Below are 17,800 nucleotides of genomic sequence, written 5' to 3' on the forward strand. Positions count from 1 at the left end.
CGGTGGTCTAGCGGCGCCGGCCGGCCCGGCCGCCCTGGGCTGTCCGCCCGGGCACGGCGTGCACGCTCTGCGCCTGCTGGTTCTCCCGCTCGGCGTCCCAGCGGGCGTACGCGTCGACGATCTCCCCGACCAGCCGGTGGCGGACCACGTCCGAGCTGGAGAGCTGGGCGAAGTGCACGTCCTCGACGTTCTCCAGGATCTCCCGGACCACCCGCAGGCCGCTGGTCGTGCCGCCGGGGAGGTCGACCTGGGTGACGTCACCGGTGACGACGATCTTGGAACCGAAGCCGAGCCGGGTGAGGAACATCTTCATCTGCTCGGGCGTGGTGTTCTGTGCCTCGTCGAGGATGATGAACGCGTCGTTGAGGGTACGCCCCCGCATGTACGCCAGCGGCGCGACCTCGATCGTGCCCGCCGCCATCAGCTTGGGGATGGTGTCGGGGTCGAGCATGTCGTGCAGCGCGTCGTAGAGCGGGCGCAGGTAGGGGTCGATCTTCTCGTTGAGCGTGCCGGGCAGGAAGCCGAGCCGCTCCCCCGCCTCGACCGCCGGCCGGGTGAGGATGATCCGGTTGACCTGCTTGGCCTGCAGGGCCTGGACGGCCTTGGCCATGGCCAGGTAGGTCTTGCCGGTGCCGGCGGGGCCGATGCCGAAGACGATGGTGTGCGCGTCGATCGCGTCGACGTAGCGCTTCTGCCCCAGCGTCTTGGGGCGGATGGTGCGCCCGCGCCGGGAGAGGATGTTGAGCGTCAGGACCTCGGCGGGCCGCTCGGCGCCGCCCTGCTCGAGCATGCCGACGGTACGCCGGACGGCGTCAGTGGTCAGGGTCTCGCCTTTCTCGATGAGTTCGAGCAGCTCGCTGAAGATCCGCTCGGCGAGGGCGTTGTCGGCGGGGGCGCCGGTGATGGTGATCTCGTTGCCCCGGACGTGCACGTCACTGTTGACCGAGCGCTCGACCAGTCGCAGGATCTCGTCACCCGCGCCGAGCAGGTTGACCATGATCTTGGAATCCGGAACGGTGATCCTGGTCTGCACCCGGGGCGGGCCGGGAGGTGGGGTGCCGGTCATAGGTCGGGCCGAGGGGCCCTGCGCCACCTGCTCTCGATCTCGGCGCCGGGCCTGCTGGCGCGGCGCGCTGACGTTGCTCCCATCGTATCTGCTCAACAGCGGCGGCACCGCGCCCATTTCCGCGCGCACGGGACGGCCCGCCCGCCGTGACCGCCCCGGACCGGGCACGCCGGGGCACGACGACACCGGCCGGCCGGGCACGCGCCGCGATCCTGTGCGGGACGCTGCCGTTCGACGCCGGGACGGCACACGACGGCACGGACGGGACGCGGCCCGCGTCGGCCCCGCCCCGCCCGTGCGCGCCGCCGTCAGGAGCCGGCGCGGAAGTCGTACCGGTCGAAGGTCTCCTGGGTACGGGTGAACCGGTAGGTCGCCCAGTGCATCCGGACCACCGCGCCGTGCTCGTCCCGGGTGAGCCGCAGCAGCTCGCCCACCTCGCGCCCGGCGACCGTGCGGTACACGTCCGGCCGGTCTGGCAGCGGCGCGAAGACCGCCGGCGACTTCCCCGCCGGGTCGTCGGCGCCCCGGGCCCGCAGCGCGCCGTCGTGCCACGAGAAGACGTACTCGAAGCCCTCGCCCCACCAGCGGCCGAGCAGCCCGCGTACGCCCTCGGGGGCGGGCGGGCCCGGCCGCCACGGCGCGACGTCGGCCGGGTCGTGCTCGACGGCGGCGGCCAGCAACCGGTGCGGCAGGTCGAGGACCTCGCCGGCCGTGCCGGAGGAGCCGAGCACGGCGACGCCCATCGCGCCCGGAGTCCCCTCGCCGCCGCGCCGGCCGTAGACGCCGGCCAGGAAGCCGGGCATCGCGCCGTCGTGCCCGACGTGCATGATCCGCTTGCCCTGCGGCACAAGGATCAGCCCCAGCCCGAAGCCGCCGGACCAGAGCGTCTCGTCGGTGACCGTCGCCGGCCAGCGCATCTCGTCGAGCGTGGCCGGGGCGAGCACCGCGCCCGCCGGGTCCAGCGCCGCCGGGTCGGCGAGGAAGGCCGCCCAGCGGGCCATGTCGGTGGCGGTGCTCCAGAGCTGGGCCGCCGGCCCCACCGCGCCGAAGTCCGTGGGCGGCTCCGGGTGCGCCTCGTCGGAGTACGCGTCGACCAGGAAACCGGTCGCGGCGTGCGGGCCCGGCGTCACCGAGGTGTCGGCCAGCCCCAGCGGGGTCAGCACCCGCTCGGCGAGCACCTCCGCCCAGGTGCCGCCCCGCAGGTGGCCGACGAGCCGGCCGAGCAGCGCCATGCCGAGGTTGGAGTAGTGGTAGCGGCGGCCCGGCGGCAGCACCCGCTCGGCCCGGGCGAGGTCCGCGACCAACTCGTCGACGTCGGGCGCGCGCAAGCTGTCCCAGACGTCGCCGTACGGCTCCCGTTGCAGACCGGCGGTGTGCGACAGCAGCCGGCGCACGGTCAGCTCGCCGTGGGCCGGCAGGTCCAGGTGGCGGCCCAGCGGGTCGTCCAGGTCGAGCAGGCCGTCGTCGCGGCACTGGAGCGTCAGCACGGCGGTGAACGTCTTCGTGACCGAGCCGATCCGGAACCGCGTGCCCGGCCCCAGCTCGGTGTCGTTGCCGGTGCCGCCGGCCGTGCACGTCCACAGCGGGCGGTCGGCCCGGTGCAGGGCCGCCGAGACCGCCGGCACCCGGGCCTGCGCCTGGACCGTGCGCACCAGCCGGGCCAGGCGGTCGTCGACCGCCGTCACGCGAGGTCCCGGGCCAGCATCGGGCCCAGCGGCGCCCCGCCGAGCACGTGCGCGTGCACGTGGAAGACCTCCTGGCCGCCGTACGCGCCGGTGTTGAACATCAGCCGGAAGCCGTCGCCGAGCAGCCCCTCGTCCTCGGCCACCGCGGCGGCCGTGGCGAGCACCTCGCCGGCCAGCGCCGGGTCGCCCTGGGCGAGCGTCGCCACGTCGGCGTAGTGCTCCTTCGGGATGACCAGCACGTGCACCGGCGCCTTCGGGCCGATGTCGCGGAAGGCGAGCGTGGTGGCGGTTTCCCGCACGACGGTGGCCGGGATCTCCCCGGCGACGATGCGGCAGAACAGGCAGTCGGTTCCCATCGGGGCAGTGTAAGGAAGGCCCCCTGCCCACGCCCGCCGTGGACGAGGGGGCCCGTCAGCACGACGGACGGGGCGGCGCGGCATGATGGCCGGCGTGACTTCACGGGCGGTACTGGTGACGGGGGCCTCGGGCGGCATCGGGCGGGCGGTGGCGACGGCGTTCGCGGCGAGCGGGGACCGGGTGGCGATCCACCACCGCGACTCGGCGGAGGCGGCCGGGCGGCTGCGCGCCGAACTGCCCGGCGAGGGGCACGTGGTGGTCCGCGCCGACCTGACCGACCCGGACGCCGTACGGGCCATGGTGGACGAGGCGGCCGGCCTGCTGGACGGGCTGGACGTGCTGGTCAACAACGCCGGGGTGTACGGCGACCGGAACGCCCCGCACCCGGTCTTCGGCGCCTCCTACGCGCAGTGGCGCGCGCAGTGGCGGCAGGTGCTGGAGACCAACCTGACCGGCGCGGGCAACGTCATCTGGTGCGCCGCCCAGCACATGCGCGACCGGGGCGGCCGGATCGTCAACGTCTCCTCCCGGGGCGCCTTCCGGGGCGAGCCGGAGCAGCCGGCGTACGGGGCGAGCAAGGCGGGGCTGAACGCGCTGGGGCAGTCGCTGGCGGTGGCCCTGGCCCCGTACGGCATCACCGTCGCCACGGTGGCCCCGGGCTTCGTGGAGACCGAAATGACCACGGAGCACCTGCGCGGGGAGCGGGGCGCCGCCATCCGGGCGCAGAGCCCGTTCAACCGGGTGGCCCGCCCCGAGGAGATCGCCGCCGCCGTGCACTGGCTCGCCTCCCCGCAGTCGGAGTGGGCCTCCGGCACCATCGTCGACCTGAACGGCGCCTCCTACCTGCGCAGCTGAGCGTCACCAGCGGGCGAGGCGGGTGGCGAGCACCGCGAGGGCGGCCACGCCGGCCGTCGAGGTGCGCAGCACCGACGGGCCCAGGCGGACGGCGCGGGCCCCGGCCCCGGTGAAGGTGTCCAGCTCGCTGTCGGCGATCCCGCCCTCCGGCCCGACGACCAGCACGATCTCGCCCGTGGCGGGCAGCTCGGCGGTGGTCAGCCGCTCCTGCGCCTCCTCGTGCAGCACGAACGCCGCGGCGGCCCCGCCGATGCGGCGCGCGACCCGGGCGGTGGACTCGTCCGGCGTCCCCGCCACCACGGGCAGCCAGGCGCGGCGGGCCTGCTTGGCCGCCTCCCGGGCGGTCGCCGCCCACTTCTCCCGCGCCCGTACGCCCCGGTCGCCGCGCCACTGGGTGACCGAGCGGGCCGCCGCCCAGGGCACGATCTCGTCCACCCCGACCTCGGTCATCGCCTGCACGGCCAGCTCGCCCCGGTCGCCCTTGGCGATGCCCTGCACCACCACCAGGCGCGGGACGGAGGCGTCGACGTACCCCCGGGAGGTGATCTCCAGGTCGAGGGAGCCGCGGCCGACGGCGGTGACCACGGCGGCGGCGGTGCCGCCCCGCCCGTCGGCGAGCAGCAGTTCCTCGCCGACGCGGAGCCGCTGCACGGTGGCGGCGTGATGCCCCTCGGGGCCGTCGAGGGTCAGCCGGCCGGCGGTGGGCAGCGACTCGACCAGGAACAGCGGCGCGGACACGACGATCAGGCTAGCCGCCCCGGCGACCGCCGGGGCGGCGAGGGCGGCGGAGCCGACCGGGCCGCCGCGGAGCGCGGCGGCCCGGGGGCGTGGGCGTCAGGCGTGGCCGTTGAAGGCGTCGCGCATCCGGGAGAAGAAGCCGCCCTGCTTGGTCAGCTCGGCGACCTCCTCGCCCCGGGTCTTGGCGAAGTCGCGCAGCATCCGCTCCTGGTCGGCGTCGAGCTTCGTCGGGGTGCGCACGTCGAGGTGGACGTAGAGGTCGCCCCGGCCGGTGCCGCGCAGGTGCGGCACGCCTCGGGCGCGCAGCCGCAGCGTGCTGCCCGGCTGGGTGCCGGCCTTGACGTCGACCGTCTCCTCGCTGTCCAGCGTCTTGATGGTCAGCCGGGTGCCGAGGGCGGCGGCGGTCATCGGCACGGTGACCCGGCAGTGCAGGTCGTCGCCCTTGCGGGAGTAGACGTCGTGCGGCCGCTCGTGGATCTCGACGTAGAGGTCGCCGGCGGTGCCGCCGCCCGGGCCGACCTCGCCCTGCTGGGCCAGCCGGATGCGCATGCCGTCCTCGACCCCGGCGGGGATCTTGACGGTCAGCGAACGCCGGGTGCGGACGCGGCCGTCGCCGGCGCACGTCGGGCAGGGGTGCGGGATGGTGGTGCCGCAGCCCTGGCAGACGGTGCACGGGCGGGCGGAGACCACCTGACCGAGGAAGGTGCGCTGCACCGACTGCACCTCGCCACGGCCGCCGCACGCCTCGCAGGTGGCCAGGTGGGTGCCGGCCGCGGTGCCGGCGCCGGAGCAGGTGGTGCAGAGCACGGCGGTGTCGACGGTGATCGGCGCCTCGACGCCGAACGCGGTCTCGTTCAGGTCCAGCTCCAGCCGCAGGATCGCGTCGGCGCCCGGCCGGGTCCGCGGTCGCGGGCCCCGCGACCCGCCGGCCGCGCCACCGAAGAACGCGTCCATGATGTCCTGGAAGCCGACGAACGGGCCGGCGCCGCCGGGACCGCCCGGACCGCCCGCGCCCCCGCCGCCGGGGGCGAGCGGGTCGCCGCCCAGGTCGACGATCTGCCGTTTCCGGTCGTCCGAGAGGACCTCGTACGCGGCGTTGATGTCCTTGAACTTCTCCTGTGCCTCCGGGTCCGGATTGACGTCCGGGTGGAACTGCCGCGCCAGCTTCCGGTAGGCGCGCTTGATCTCGTCGTCGGAGGCTTCCCGGCTCACCCCGAGAATGCCGTAGTAGTCCCTGGCCACTGCGTTCCGTGTCCTCATGTTCGTCTCGCGTTGCGCCGGTCGTCGGCCGGAGCCGGCCGTCGGCCCTGACTGGTCAGTTCTGGGCCAGCAGCTCGCCCACGTAGCGTGCCACGGCCCTCACCGTGGCGATGGTGCCGGGGTAGTCCATCCGGGTCGGCCCGAGCACGCCGAGCCCGCCCACGATCGTCGCGCCCGGCCCGTAGCCGGTGCTGACCACCGAGGCGGCGCGCAGGTTGTCGATCTCGTTCTCGTCGCCGATCAGCACCCGGGTCGTGCTCGGCTCCGCCTCACCGATGAGCTTGAGCAGCACGACCTCCTCCTCCAGCGCCTCCAGGATGGGGCGCAGCGAGCCCTGGAAGTCGAGCAGGCCGCCGCGGGTGAGGTTGGCCGTGCCGGCCAACGCGATCCGCTCCTCGTGCCGCTCGACCAGCGTCTCCAGCAGCACGGTGGAGAGGGTGGTCATGGCCGGCCGCAGGTGCGGCACCGACTCGTCGACCAGCGCCTGCACCAGCGGCGGGGTCTCGGACAGCCGGGTGCCGACCAGCTTCTCGTTGACCAGCCGACGCAGGTCCGTGACGTCGTCGGCGGGGATCGGCCCGGGCAGCTCGACCAGCCGCTGCTCGACCCGGCCGGTGTCGGCGATCATGACCAGCATCAGCCGGGTCGTGGAGATCGGCACCAGCTCCAGGTGGCGGACGGAGGAGCGGGCCAGGCTCGGGTACTGCACCACGGCGACCTGCCGGGTCAGCTGCGCCAGCAGTCGTACGGTGCGGTGCACCACGTCGTCGAGGTCGACCGCGCCGACCAGGAAGCGCTCGATCGCGCGGCGCTCGGCCGGGCTGAGCGGCTTGACCCGGGACAGCCGGTCCACGAAGAGCCGGTAGCCGCGGTCGGTGGGCACCCGGCCGGCGCTGGTGTGCGGCTGGCGGATGTAGCCCTCCTCCTCCAGCACGGCCATGTCGTTGCGGACGGTCGCCGGGGAGACCCCGAGCTGGTGCCGCTCGACCAGCGACTTGCTGCCGACGGGCTCCTGCGTGGCGACGTAGTCCTCGACGATCGCGCGCAGCACGGCGAGCTTGCGGTCGTCGAGACCCATCGTTCCCCACCTCCTGTCGCACGTCGGACCCCCCGCGCCCCGAGGGGCGGGCGGGTTGCTGGCACTCGCTACGGACGAGTGCCAGTCTACGTCGGCGCGCCCGCCGACGCGATGATCAACCTGGGACGGCGATCCGACCGGCGCCACACGGCCCGCGAAGGCGGCGGCGCCAGAGCCGATCATCCGGACATCCCGGTCGGAGTCGCTCTGGTGCGACCTTGCCCGCGGCCCCTACCGTGACGTCCATGACTGAACCACCTCGCCCTCCCGGAGCGGGGGACCCCGGCGACCGGCCGGACCCGGCCGCTCCGTCGGGGGTTCCCGGGCCGGCCGGCTCCGACGAACCCACCGCACCACTGTCCGGGGCACCGGGCCCGGGCGGCTATCCCCCGCCCGGCGGCTATCCGCCGCCCACCGGTGACCAACCGCCGTCGGGCGGCTACCCTCCGCCGGGTGGCTACCCGCCGCCCGGGGGCTATCCCCCGCCGGGCGGCTATCCCCCGCCGGGCGGCTACCCCCCGCCGGGGGCCGGCTATCCGACCGGCGGCGGCTACGGCGCGCCCACCGGCGGCTACACCAACAACGAGGACAAGAACTGGGCCCTGATCGCCCACTTCGGCGGCGCGGCCGGGGTGATCGTCGGCGGCGGCCTGCTCGGCTGGGTCGCGCCGCTCATCGCGTTGATGGCCCGGGGGCAACAGTCGCCGACCGTCCGGGCGCACGCCGTCGCGGCGCTGAACTTCCAGATCACCTGGGCGATCGTGGGCGTGCTGAGCTGGGTGCTCACCCTGATCACCTGCGGGATCCTGTTCTTCGTCCCGATGCTCGTCTGGCTGGTGCCGCTGATCTTCGGGATCGTCGCCGGGGTCAAGGCCAACGAGGGCCTGCTCTACCGCTACCCGATGGCCTACAGCTTCACCAGGTGAGCCGGGCCGGCCGCTCCCCCGGCCGGGCCCGGCCACGCGCCGCCACACGGCGGGGCCTCCCCGCCCGCGCCACCGCACGGCGGGGCCTCCGCGCCTCAGGGCAGCAGGTCGCGGACGACCGCGTCGGCGAGCAGCCGCCCCCGCAGGGTAAGCACGGCCCGGCCCGCCGCGTGGTCGGGGCCGGCCAGCAGGCCGTCGGCGAGCGCCCGCTCGGCGCCGGCCCGGCCGGCGGCGTCCAGGGCGTCCAGCGGCAGCCCGGAGGCGAGCCGCAGCCGGAGCATGACGTCCTCCATGTGCGCCTCGTCGGCGGTGAGCACCTCCCGGGCCAGGCCGGGCGACTCGCCGCCGGCCAGCCGCTTCGCGTACGTCGTGGGATGCTTCACGTTCCACCAGCGCACGCCGCCGACGTGGCTGTGCGCCCCCGGGCCGAGTCCCCACCAGTCGGCGCCGGTCCAGTAGAGCAGGTTGTGCCGGCACCGGGCCGCGTCGCCGCGGGCCCAGTTCGACACCTCGTACCAGGAGAAACCGGCCGCGTCGAGGGCGGCCTCCGCGGCCAGGTAGCGGTCCGCGGCGACGTCGTCGGAGGGGTACGCCAGCTCGCCGCGCCGCATCCGGGCGGCGAGCCGGGTGCCGTCCTCCACGATCAGGGCGTACGCGCTGACGTGGTCCACCCCGGCGGCGACGACCTGGTCGAGGGAGGCGGCGAAGTCGTCCTCGCTCTCCCCCGGCGTGCCGTAGATGAGGTCGAGGTTGACGTGCGCGAACCCGGCGTCGCGGGCCTCCCGGGCGGCGGCGGTGGCCCGGCCGGCGCTGTGCGTCCGGTCGAGGATCGCCAGCACCCCCGGCGCGGCGGACTGCATGCCCAGCGAGATCCGGGTGTAGCCGGCCGCCCGCAGGGCCCGCAGGGACTCCGGGGTCACCGACTCCGGGTTGGCCTCGGTGGTCACCTCGGCGTCGGGCGCGAGCCCCCAGGTGCGGTCGATGCCGTCGAGGATCCGGGCCAGGTCGTCGGCGGGAAGCAGGGTCGGGGTGCCGCCGCCGACGAAGACCGTGTCGACCCGGGGCGGCGGGGCGTCGCCCAGCACCCGGCCGGCGAGCGCCAGCTCGGCCAGCACGGTGTCGGCGTAGCCCTCCCGGCTCGCCCCACCGCCCAGCTCGGCCGCGGTGTACGTGTTGAAGTCGCAGTAGCCGCAGCGGCTGGCGCAGAACGGGACGTGCACGTACACGCCGAAGCCGCGCGCGCCGACCGCGCGGGTGGCGGCGGCGGGCAGCGAGCCGTCGACGGGAACGGATTCGCCTTCTGGAAGGACGCCGGGCATGGCCACTAGTGTGCCCGGCATGACCTCTCCCGACGTGCTCGTGCGGGCCGCCACGGCCCGTGGGGTGACCACCCTCACCCTGGACAGCCCGCACAACCGCAACGCGCTCTCCACGCCGCTGATGACCCAGCTGCTGGCCGGCCTGTCCGAGGCGGTCGCCGACGACGCCGTACGCGTGGTCGTGCTGGACCACACCGGGCCGGTCTTCTGCTCGGGCGCGGATCTCAAGGAGACCGCCGCCGCGTACGCCAGCGGGAGCGTGCCGGCCGGGATGCTGGGTGACGTGCTCGCGGCGGTCTGGGAGTGCCCGAAGCCGGTGGTGGCGAGGGTGGCCGGCCCGGCGCGGGCCGGCGGGCTGGGCCTGATCGCGGCGGCCGACCTGGCGGTGTGCGCGCAGGAGGCGACGTTCGCCTTCACGGAGGTGCGGATCGGGGTGATCCCGGCGGTGATCTCCGCGACCGTGCTGCCCCGGCTGCACCCCCGCGCGGCGGCCGAGCTCTACCTGACCGGGGACACCTTCGACGGCCGGCGTGCCGCGGAGATCGGCCTGGTCACCGCCGCCGTGCCGGCCGACGGGCTGGACGCCGCCGTCGCCACCTACTGCGACTCGCTGGTCCGGGGCGCGCCGGGCGCGCTGGCCGGGGCGAAGCAACTGCTGCGCCGCCCGCCCGCGACCGATCTGCGGGAGGAGATCGCCGGGCTGTCCACCCTCTCGACCGGGTACTTCCTCTCCGAGGAGGGCCGCGAGGGCGTGCTGGCGTTCCGGGAGAAGCGGCCGGCCCGCTGGGTTCCCGCCGCCGACGGCGACGCCGTCGGCCGGTAGGCGGGCGGGACGACGTCGACCGGTAGGCGGTGGGGAACGCCGTCGGCCGCGGCCGTTCGGGATAGGTGAGGCCGCGCGGGAAACGGGAACATCCGGGCCCGCCCCCGGGGCCGTTCGGCGCTCGCGGGCGCGCCCCGCCGGGCGGTGCCACGCGCGGCGGGCCGGCGGGAACCGGTCGGACGACCCGGCAGGCACCACGGGGGACGTACGCTTGTCGGACTGTCGAACAGGGGGTGTGGGTGCGAACTCGGGCAGTCGTGGCGGGCGGCGTCGTCCTCGTCCTCGTCGCCGTGGTCGGAATCTGGCTCGTCATCCGGCAGGTGGGTGGGCAGTTGCGCCTGCCGCTGTCCAGCCGGACGTGCACGGTGCAGGCGGACGGCCGGGTGGCCCTGGACGCCGACCAGATGGCCAACGCGGCGACGATCGCGGCGATCGGCATCCAGCGGAAGATGCCCGAGCGGGCCGTCGTGGTGGCGCTGGCCACCGCGTACCAGGAATCCGGCCTGCGCAACCTCGCCGGGGGCGACCGCGACTCCGTGGGGCTGTTCCAGCAGCGCCCGAGCCAGGGCTGGGGCAGCCCGGAGGAGATCCGCGACCCCCGGTACGCGGCGAACCGGTTCTACGCCGCGCTGAAGAAGGTGCGCGGCTGGGAGCGGATGCGGGTCACCGACGCGGCGCAGAAGGTGCAGCGCTCCGCCTTCCCGGAGGCGTACCAGAAGTGGGCGGACGAGTCGGAGGTGCTGACGCGGGCCCTGCTCGGGCACGCCACCGGCGCGGTGGCCTGCACGGTGGGCCGCGACCCGGCGATGCGCGGGGCGGCTGCGGCGACCGCGCTGACCCGCGGGCTGTCGCTGGACTGGGGCCTGGCCGCCGCCACCTCCGCGGCGGACCTGACCGGCCTCACGGTCCCCGCCGCCGACGAGCGCCGGGGCTGGCGCTACGCGCACTGGCTCGTCTCCCACGCGCACGACCACGGGGTGAAGCGGGTGCGCTTCGGCGGCCTGGAGTGGACCGCCCGCGACGGCACCTGGAACCAGGTCGGCGACGACGCGGCCGCCGGCGACCGGGTGGTCGCCGAGGTCTTCGCCGAGGCGTAGGGACTCCCATCTCCTTACCGGCAGTCACCGCACAATCCGTCATTACAGGACAGAAGGCCCGGCGAGCCCCCTCAGGGCAACGGATTGTAGCGGCTCAACTCCTCACGGTTCGGGCAACGGTCGCATATCACGCGGGGTAGTACCTCGCACCGGAACCAGCGCGTTACGATCGGCGGCCTGTGCCAGCAATGGTTTTCGCCCGATGGGGAGGGGACGTCGAGGTGTTCGACTACGGCGACCGGACCGGTTACGAACCGATCAGTGACACCGACCGCAAGGAGTTCCACGAGCAGGGCTTCCTCCTGCTGCGCAACGTCCTGACGGAGGACCACCGGGCGGCGCTGGAGGCGGCGGTCGACCGCGTCTACGCCGAGGAGAAGGCCAAGGGCAACACCACCAAGGACGGCACCCTGCACCTGCTGGGCTTCCTGGAGCGGGACGAGCTCTTCGGCGAACTGCTGACCCACCCGATCGCCTTCCCGTACATGTGGGGCCTCGCCGGCTGGAACATCTACACCCACCACAACCACCTGGACGTCACCCCGCCGGCGCTGGAGCCGGAGAAGCCGTACTGGGGCTGGCACCAGGACGGGTACCGGCAGAACTCCGACCCGGAGACGATGGACCCGAACCTCCCCCGGCCGATGTTCTCCCTCAAGGTGGCCTACGTGCTCTCCGACCTGTCGGAGAACGGCCGGGGCGCCACCAAGGTGATCCCGGGCAGCCACCTGTGGAACTCGCTGCCGCGCCCGGAGGACACCTCCGTGCACAACCCGGACCCGGAGGGCACGGTGGAGATCACCGCGAACCCCGGTGACGCCTTCATCTTCGACCGCCGCCAGTGGCACTCCCGGTCGACCAACCTGTCGACCATCACGCGCAAGATGCTCTTCGTCGGCTACACCTACCGGTGGATCCGCCCCCTGGACGAGCTGCACATCGACAAGGACGGCGAGTGGTGGGCCAACCGCACGCCGGTGCAGCGCCAGCTCTGCGGCGAGGGCACCCACACCGCCAACTACTGGGGCATCAACTGGGACGGCTACATCGACGACGAGATCCCGCTGCGCAAGGAGCTCAAGCAGCGCGGCCTGCTCGACCGCAGCATCCCCTGGCTCCGCTGAGCCGGTAACCCGGCTCCCGCCGAGGCGACACCGGACGGGCCCCTCCCCCACGGGACGGGGCCCGTTCCGCGTTCCCACCCCTCCGGCACCCGTACCGCCGGCGAGGCGGCAGGCCAGCCGCCGAGGCGGCGGGTCAGCGGCGGCGGGCGAGGCGGCGGCGCACCTTCTCCCGGATCGGCTCGGGCAGTTCCGGCGCGTCGAGCAGCCGGGGCAGCAGGTCGGGCTCCAGGTTCAACGCCCGGAACACCTCGCCGATCGTCACCCCGTGCGCGGGCCGGTCGACCACCTCGACCGGGTCACCCGCGCCGACCTCTCCCTCGCGCAGCACCCGCAGGTACGCCCCGGGCTTCGCCCGCACCGTGAACCGCTTGATCAGGTCCGGCACGCCCCAGAAGCCGGCGAAGGTGGTGCACGGCGTCCGGGGCTTGGTCACCTGGAGCAGCGCCGACCCGACCGCCCACTGCTCGCCGATCACCGCTCCGGTCACGTCGACCGCGTACGTGGTCAGGTTCTCGCCGAACCCGCCGGGACCGATGGCGCGGCCCAGCTCGGTCGCCCACCAGCCGGCGTCCTCCTCGGCGTACGCGTAGACCGCCTGGTCCGGGCCGCCGTGGTGGGCGCGCTCGCCGATGAAGTCGCCGGCCACCCCGTCGGCGCGCAGCAGCACCGGGCCGTCCACCGGCCGCTTGTCGATGCCGGTGCGCCCGCTCGCGTCGCCCGCCCACTCCGCCTCGGTCACACCGCCGAGATTCACCGCTGCCAGCCTGCCCGTCATGGCGGTCAGCCTAGCCCGCCCCGCGGACGCGCCCCGAGGGGGCAAAAGACGGGTCCCTGGTCGACGCTGTGCGTTGACCAGGGACCCTTCCTCACGCGGGCGTCAGCCCTTGACGGCGCCGGCCACCAGGCCCGAGACCATCCGCCGCTGCACCAGCAGGAAGAAGATGATCACCGGCAGGGTGAACAGCGTGGAGGCGGCCATCACGGGCCCCCAGGCGGTGTCGTCGCGGCCGAAGAAGAACGTCATCGCGACCGGCAGGGTGTAGCTCTCCTGGTCGTTGATGAAGGTCAGCGCGAAGATCAGCTCGTTCCAGGCGGTGATGAACGAGAAGATGCTCGTCGCCACCAGGCCGGGGGCCACCAGCGGGAAGAGGACCTTCCGGAAGGTCTGCGCCCGGCTCGCCCCGTCGATGGCGGCGGCCTCCTCCAGCTCCTTCGGCACGGCGGCGACGAAGCCCCGCAGCATCCAGACCGCGAACGGGAGCGAGAAGCCGAGGTAGGTGAGGATCAGGCTGGGCAGGGTGTTGTAGAGCCCGAGCCGCTGGATCATCAGGAACAGCGGGATGACCAGCGCCTCCAGCGGGATCATCTGCACCACCAGCAGCATGATCAGGAACGACGTCCGCAGCTTGAACCGGAACCGGGCCACGGCGGTGGCGGCGAGCAGCGCGACCAGGCCGCTGAGCAGCACCGTGGAGACCGCGACCAGCGCGCTGTTGAGGAAGAAGTCGGCGAAGGTCACGCCCGGGATCAGGTTGCCGGTGAGGATCTGCCGGTAGTGCTCCAGCGTCGGCTCGGACGGCACCGGCCGGGGCGTGGACGAGAAGATCTCCGAACTCGGCTTCAGCGAGGTGGCGATCATCCAGTAGACCGGGAACGCGGCGAAGAGCGCGACCAGCAGCCCCGCGCCGTTGAGGGCGATCCGCTTCACGCCTGCACCGCCTCCACGTCGCGTCACGCGTCCTCCTCCTGCTTGAGCACCATGCGGACGTAGAGGCCGGTCACCACCAGCAGGATCAGGGTGAGGATCACCGCGATCGCCGCGCCGAGGCCGTACTTGGGCGGGGGCGAGAACGCCTCCGCGTACGAGTAGATGGAGAGCATGAACGTCGGCCGGTCCTGCGTGCCGCCGGCCAGCACGAACTGCTGGGTGAAGACCTTGAAGTCCCAGATGGTGGAGAGCACGATCAGGATCCCGAACACCGGCCGCAGCAACGGGAAGGTGATCTTCCAGAACACCCGCCACGGCCCGGCGCCGTCGACCCGCGCCGCCTCGTGCAGCTCGCTCGGCACGCTCTTCAGCCCGGCCAGCACGCTCACCGCGATGAACGGGAACGAGTGCCAGACCACCACCAGGGTCAGGATCGAGAAGAACAACAGGGGCGAGTTGAACCAGCCGTACCCGGTCCAGTCGCTGCGCCCGAAGAGGCTCTGCGAAAGCCCGTCGGGCAGCGCGTTGAACAGCCAGGTGACCAGGCCACTGGTGTCGTCGAAGATCCACTTCCAGACGATCGTGCCGGTCAGCGCCGGGGTGGCCCAGGCGAGCATCACGCAACTGGCGACGAAGGTGGCCATCCGCTTGCCGAGCCGGTTGAGCAGCAGCCCGACCAGGGTGCCCAGGATCATGGTGAGCACGACGTTGGCGGCGGCGAAGAGGACGGTGTTGCGCAGCACCGTCAGGAAGAACGGGTCGCCGAGGATCTCGGTGTAGTTGCCGAGCCCCACCCACGGCCACTCGCGGTCACCGCGCAGCTGGCGGACGTTGTTGAGCTGGTGGAAGGACATCACCACCACCTGGCCGAGCGGCCAGAGCAGCAGCACGCCGATGATCACCAGGCAGGGCAGGAGCAGCAGGTAGGGCAGGCGGTCCACCCGGCGGCGCCGCCGCGCGGGGGTCTCCCGCGCGGCGGCCGCCTCCGGCGCCTCGGTCAGCGTGGTCACTTGGCGTTGAGGATGCTTTCCATCTCCGCGGCCGCGTCGGCGGTAGCCTTCTCGACCGTCTTCTGACCCTTCATGACCGAGCTGTTCATCGCCTGGGTCACCGTCTTGGTGCGGCTGACCTCCACCCACTTCGGGGTGAGCGGCGTGAGCTTGGTGTTCTGCATCGTGGTGGCGAACGCCGCCATGATCTTGTCGCTGGCGTACTTGTCGCCACCGACCAGGTCCTTGTAGACCGGGAAGAAGCCGAGGCTGTCGGCGAAGGCCTGGTCGTTCTTCTTGCTCAGCAGCACGGTCAGGTAGTCCCACGCGAGGCTCTGCCGCTCGCTGTCCTTCCAGATCGCGATGTCGGAGCCGCCGGCGAAGCCGGGCGCGGCCTTGCCGTCCGGGCCGGGGATCGGGAACGTGCCCCAGACCTTCTCGATCTCCGGGTTGTCCTTCTTGATGGCGCCCTGCTGCCAGCTGCCGCCGAAGGCCATCGCCGCGTTGCCGGTGGCGAACTGGGTCCGGGCGTCGATCTCGTTCCAGCCCGCGGCGGCCGGCGGCGCCACCTTGTGCACCGTCACCAGGTCGGTCCAGAACTTGACGGCCTTCTGCGCCTCCGGCGTGGTGTAGCCGGACTTCCAGGTGTCGCCCTGCTGGGTGGCGATCTCGGCGCCCGCGCCCCAGAGGAACGAGTAGAACGGCAGCTCGGAGTTGCCCGGCAGGGCGATGCCGTACTTGCCCGGCTTCTTGGCCTGCACGGCCTTGGCGGCGGCCACCAGCTCGTCCCAGTTCGTCGGCGGCTTCACGCCCGCCTCGGCGAACCAGTCGGTGCGGTAGTACATCGCCCGGACGCCGGCGTACCACGGCACGCCGTACTGCTTGCCGTCGAGCTGGGCGTTCTTCACCAGGTCGGGGAGGATGTCCTTGCCCTCGGCCCAGCCGTTCATCTTGTCGGTGACGTCGGCCAGCGCCTCCTGCGCCGCCCAGCCCTGGGTCTCGGTGTTGCCCAGCTCGGTGACGTCCGGCCCCTCACCGCCGGCGAGGGCGGCCTGGAACTTCTTCGGCGCCTCGAGCCAGGGGATGTACTGGACCACCACGTCGGTGTCCGGGTGCTTCTGCCGGAACTCGGCCTCGACGCCGTCGAGGAACTTGGTCTGGGCCTCGCTTCCCTCGCCCATCATCCAGACCGTCAGCTTGCTGTTGTCTGCGGCCTTCTCGTCATCGGAGCCACCGCAGCCGGCCAGCACCATCGCGGCCGAGGCCACGACGGCGGTGACCGGGGCCAGCCGCTTCCACCTGTTCACGCCATATCTCCCTCGCGCCACTTGGCACTAACCTTCTCCGCCGCACCTTAGTAGGAAAAAATCCTTTACGACAGTGGGCGGTTCGGCGGAAGAGAGGCGACGGTACCGCAGGGGAGGAACCTGCGGGGGTTGGCACCGGGGCGAATCCGGTCGTACCCACGCGAACGGGCGCCCGACCTGTCGGTCGGACGCCCGTCGAGTTCAGGCTGTGATTGTTACCGGTGGGTGACGCTGCGGCGACGACCCACACCCGCGACCAGCGCCACGGCGATGGCGGCCAGCACGACCTGGACCAGCAACTCCCCCCAGTCGATACCGGCGGTCTCGGTGGCGATGCCCACCGCCCGAGCCAGGACGGTGCCCAGCAGCGCGGCGCCGACACCGATCAGCATGTGCAGCCACATCGGCATGTTCTGGCGGCCCGGCACGATCAGGCGACCCAGAGCGCCGACGATCAGACCAACGATGAGCGCAGTGATGATGCCCCAAACGGTGAGCTCCACGTCGCCCTCCTTCGGATGAAAGAAATGAGTTCCACGATCTGTGGTGTTCCTGTCGTGACCGATAGGTTCCCTGCCCGCCACAGCCCCAAACCGGCTTTCCGGGACACCGGATGGCCCGCCCGCCCAGACGGGACGCCGACGCGGAAAAAGGCCGGGCGGGCGACGTCAACGAACCGTCGGTGCTCAACCAGGGCATCGTGTACGCCCCGGAATGCGGAGTCCGGACACCTGCTCACGCGGCCCGCGCCCCCGCCGGTCGGCCCCCACCCCAGGCGTACGGGAGGCCGACCGGACCGTCGGCGGACGCGAAACGGGCGCCCGACCCGGTGGTCGGACGCCCGTCGAACGCGGTGCGGGGGTTACCGGTGGGTGACGCTGCGGCGACGACCCACACCCGCGACCAGCGCCACGGCGATGGCGGCCAGCACGACCTGGACCAGCAACTCCCCCCAGTCGATGCCGGCGGTCTCGGTGGCGATGCCCATCGCCCGAGCCAGGACGGTGCCCAGCAGCGCGGCGCCGACACCGATCAGCATGTGCAGCCACATCGGCATGTTCTGGCGGCCCGGCACGATCAGGCGACCCAGAGCGCCGACGATCAGACCAACGATGAGCGCAATGATGATGCCCCAAACGGTGAGCTCCACGTCGCCCTCCTTCTGCGGATAATCAATTCCACGGTCTGTGGTGTTCCTGTCGTGACCGCAATGTGCCCGAAGCGTCGAAAAGCCAAACCGGCTCGTACCCGGACAGGCGGCGTCGGCCGTCAATGGCGCGCCGCGGTGAATACCGCCGCGGAACCGTCCGCGCAGGTGGCGGCCCGTCCCGTCGCGGGCCGGACCGCCCTCGGGGCGGACCGCGAAACTCTTCGGACGCGAACGGCCGGCGCCCCGGCCCGGGCGGGACCACCGAGGTCCGCTGCCCGGCCGGGGCGCCGGCCGTCGTACGTCGTCATCCGCCGGCGG

At 73.2% G+C, this 17,800-nt stretch carries 18 protein-coding genes; 5 read left to right on the forward strand and 13 right to left on the reverse strand.

The window, feature by feature from the left end; genetic code table 11:
* Window positions 1-7: 7 nt before the first annotated feature.
* From ACZ6O2_RS20555 to ACZ6O2_RS20565, 3 genes are all read right to left on the reverse strand, one after another.
* Window positions 8-1,066: a PhoH family protein gene (locus tag ACZ6O2_RS20555; protein ID WP_350710796.1), complete on the reverse strand. Its 1,059-nt coding sequence runs from the start codon at window positions 1,064-1,066 to the stop codon at window positions 8-10.
* A gap of 308 nt (window positions 1,067-1,374) precedes the next feature.
* Window positions 1,375-2,751, reverse strand: a complete 1,377-nt coding sequence (locus ACZ6O2_RS20560) for a serine hydrolase domain-containing protein (RefSeq protein WP_466023933.1) — start codon at window positions 2,749-2,751, stop codon at window positions 1,375-1,377.
* Complete coding sequence (locus ACZ6O2_RS20565; RefSeq protein ID WP_350710800.1) at window positions 2,748-3,107, reverse strand: histidine triad nucleotide-binding protein; 360 nt, start codon at window positions 3,105-3,107, stop codon at window positions 2,748-2,750. Before ACZ6O2_RS20565 ends, ACZ6O2_RS20560 begins: the two co-directional genes overlap by 4 nt.
* Before the next feature lie 94 nt (window positions 3,108-3,201).
* On the opposite strand from ACZ6O2_RS20565, the gene ACZ6O2_RS20570 reads away from it, so the two are divergent.
* On the forward strand, window positions 3,202-3,963 hold the full coding sequence (locus ACZ6O2_RS20570) for an SDR family NAD(P)-dependent oxidoreductase (RefSeq protein WP_466023934.1): 762 nt from the start codon (window positions 3,202-3,204) through the stop codon (window positions 3,961-3,963).
* A 3-nt stretch (window positions 3,964-3,966) separates the two neighbouring features.
* Here ACZ6O2_RS20570 and ACZ6O2_RS20575 read toward each other — a convergent pair whose 3' ends face one another.
* The 3 genes from ACZ6O2_RS20575 to hrcA form a co-directional block, all read right to left on the reverse strand.
* Entirely contained in the window at window positions 3,967-4,701 is a 735-nt protein-coding gene (locus ACZ6O2_RS20575) for a 16S rRNA (uracil(1498)-N(3))-methyltransferase (RefSeq protein WP_466023935.1), read from the reverse strand.
* 96 nt (window positions 4,702-4,797) lie between these two features.
* Window positions 4,798-5,943 carry a molecular chaperone DnaJ gene (dnaJ, locus tag ACZ6O2_RS20580; RefSeq protein ID WP_466023966.1) on the reverse strand — a complete coding sequence of 382 codons (1,146 nt, stop codon included), beginning with the start codon at window positions 5,941-5,943 and terminating at the stop codon, window positions 4,798-4,800.
* 73 nt (window positions 5,944-6,016) lie between these two features.
* Window positions 6,017-7,039, reverse strand: a complete 1,023-nt coding sequence (hrcA, locus tag ACZ6O2_RS20585) for a heat-inducible transcriptional repressor HrcA (RefSeq protein ID WP_350710805.1) — start codon at window positions 7,037-7,039, stop codon at window positions 6,017-6,019.
* A 245-nt stretch (window positions 7,040-7,284) separates the two neighbouring features.
* Between hrcA and ACZ6O2_RS20590 the strand changes: the two genes are divergently transcribed.
* Entirely contained in the window at window positions 7,285-7,965 is a 681-nt protein-coding gene (locus ACZ6O2_RS20590) for a DUF4870 domain-containing protein (protein WP_466023936.1), read from the forward strand.
* A gap of 95 nt (window positions 7,966-8,060) precedes the next feature.
* Here ACZ6O2_RS20590 and hemW read toward each other — a convergent pair whose 3' ends face one another.
* Window positions 8,061-9,284: a radical SAM family heme chaperone HemW gene (gene hemW / locus ACZ6O2_RS20595; RefSeq protein WP_466023967.1), complete on the reverse strand. Its 1,224-nt coding sequence runs from the start codon at window positions 9,282-9,284 to the stop codon at window positions 8,061-8,063.
* Between the two features lie 19 nt (window positions 9,285-9,303).
* Here hemW and ACZ6O2_RS20600 point away from each other — a divergent pair, with 19 nt between their 5' ends.
* From ACZ6O2_RS20600 to ACZ6O2_RS20610, 3 genes are all read left to right on the forward strand, one after another.
* Window positions 9,304-10,107, forward strand: a complete 804-nt coding sequence (locus ACZ6O2_RS20600; protein WP_466023937.1) for an enoyl-CoA hydratase family protein — start codon at window positions 9,304-9,306, stop codon at window positions 10,105-10,107.
* 233 nt (window positions 10,108-10,340) lie between these two features.
* Entirely contained in the window at window positions 10,341-11,204 is an 864-nt protein-coding gene (locus ACZ6O2_RS20605) for a hypothetical protein (RefSeq protein WP_466023938.1), read from the forward strand.
* Window positions 11,205-11,392: 188 nt separating this feature from the next.
* Window positions 11,393-12,328 (forward strand): phytanoyl-CoA dioxygenase family protein, encoded by a 936-nt coding sequence (locus tag ACZ6O2_RS20610; protein ID WP_466023968.1) that lies wholly within the window; start codon window positions 11,393-11,395, stop codon window positions 12,326-12,328.
* Between the two features lie 133 nt (window positions 12,329-12,461).
* Here the strand turns inward: ACZ6O2_RS20610 and ACZ6O2_RS20615 are convergent, their stop codons facing one another.
* From ACZ6O2_RS20615 to ACZ6O2_RS20640, 6 genes are all read right to left on the reverse strand, one after another.
* Window positions 12,462-13,103 carry an MOSC domain-containing protein gene (locus ACZ6O2_RS20615; RefSeq protein ID WP_466023939.1) on the reverse strand — a complete coding sequence of 214 codons (642 nt, stop codon included), beginning with the start codon at window positions 13,101-13,103 and terminating at the stop codon, window positions 12,462-12,464.
* Between the two features lie 102 nt (window positions 13,104-13,205).
* Window positions 13,206-14,036 carry a carbohydrate ABC transporter permease gene (locus ACZ6O2_RS20620; RefSeq protein ID WP_350710906.1) on the reverse strand — a complete coding sequence of 277 codons (831 nt, stop codon included), beginning with the start codon at window positions 14,034-14,036 and terminating at the stop codon, window positions 13,206-13,208.
* Window positions 14,037-14,059: 23 nt separating this feature from the next.
* Window positions 14,060-15,046: a carbohydrate ABC transporter permease gene (locus tag ACZ6O2_RS20625; RefSeq protein WP_350710815.1), complete on the reverse strand. Its 987-nt coding sequence runs from the start codon at window positions 15,044-15,046 to the stop codon at window positions 14,060-14,062.
* Complete coding sequence (locus ACZ6O2_RS20630; protein WP_393269331.1) at window positions 15,043-16,332, reverse strand: sugar ABC transporter substrate-binding protein; 1,290 nt, start codon at window positions 16,330-16,332, stop codon at window positions 15,043-15,045. The genes ACZ6O2_RS20625 and ACZ6O2_RS20630 overlap by 4 nt, the downstream gene beginning before the upstream one ends.
* Before the next feature lie 215 nt (window positions 16,333-16,547).
* Window positions 16,548-16,835 (reverse strand): GlsB/YeaQ/YmgE family stress response membrane protein, encoded by a 288-nt coding sequence (locus ACZ6O2_RS20635; protein WP_466023940.1) that lies wholly within the window; start codon window positions 16,833-16,835, stop codon window positions 16,548-16,550.
* A 359-nt stretch (window positions 16,836-17,194) separates the two neighbouring features.
* Window positions 17,195-17,482, reverse strand: coding sequence for a GlsB/YeaQ/YmgE family stress response membrane protein (locus tag ACZ6O2_RS20640; protein WP_466023941.1), 288 nt, complete (start codon window positions 17,480-17,482; stop codon window positions 17,195-17,197).
* Between the last annotated feature and the right edge of the window lie 318 nt (window positions 17,483-17,800).

The sequence above is a fragment of the Micromonospora sp. NPDC048040 genome (assembly GCF_055587185.1).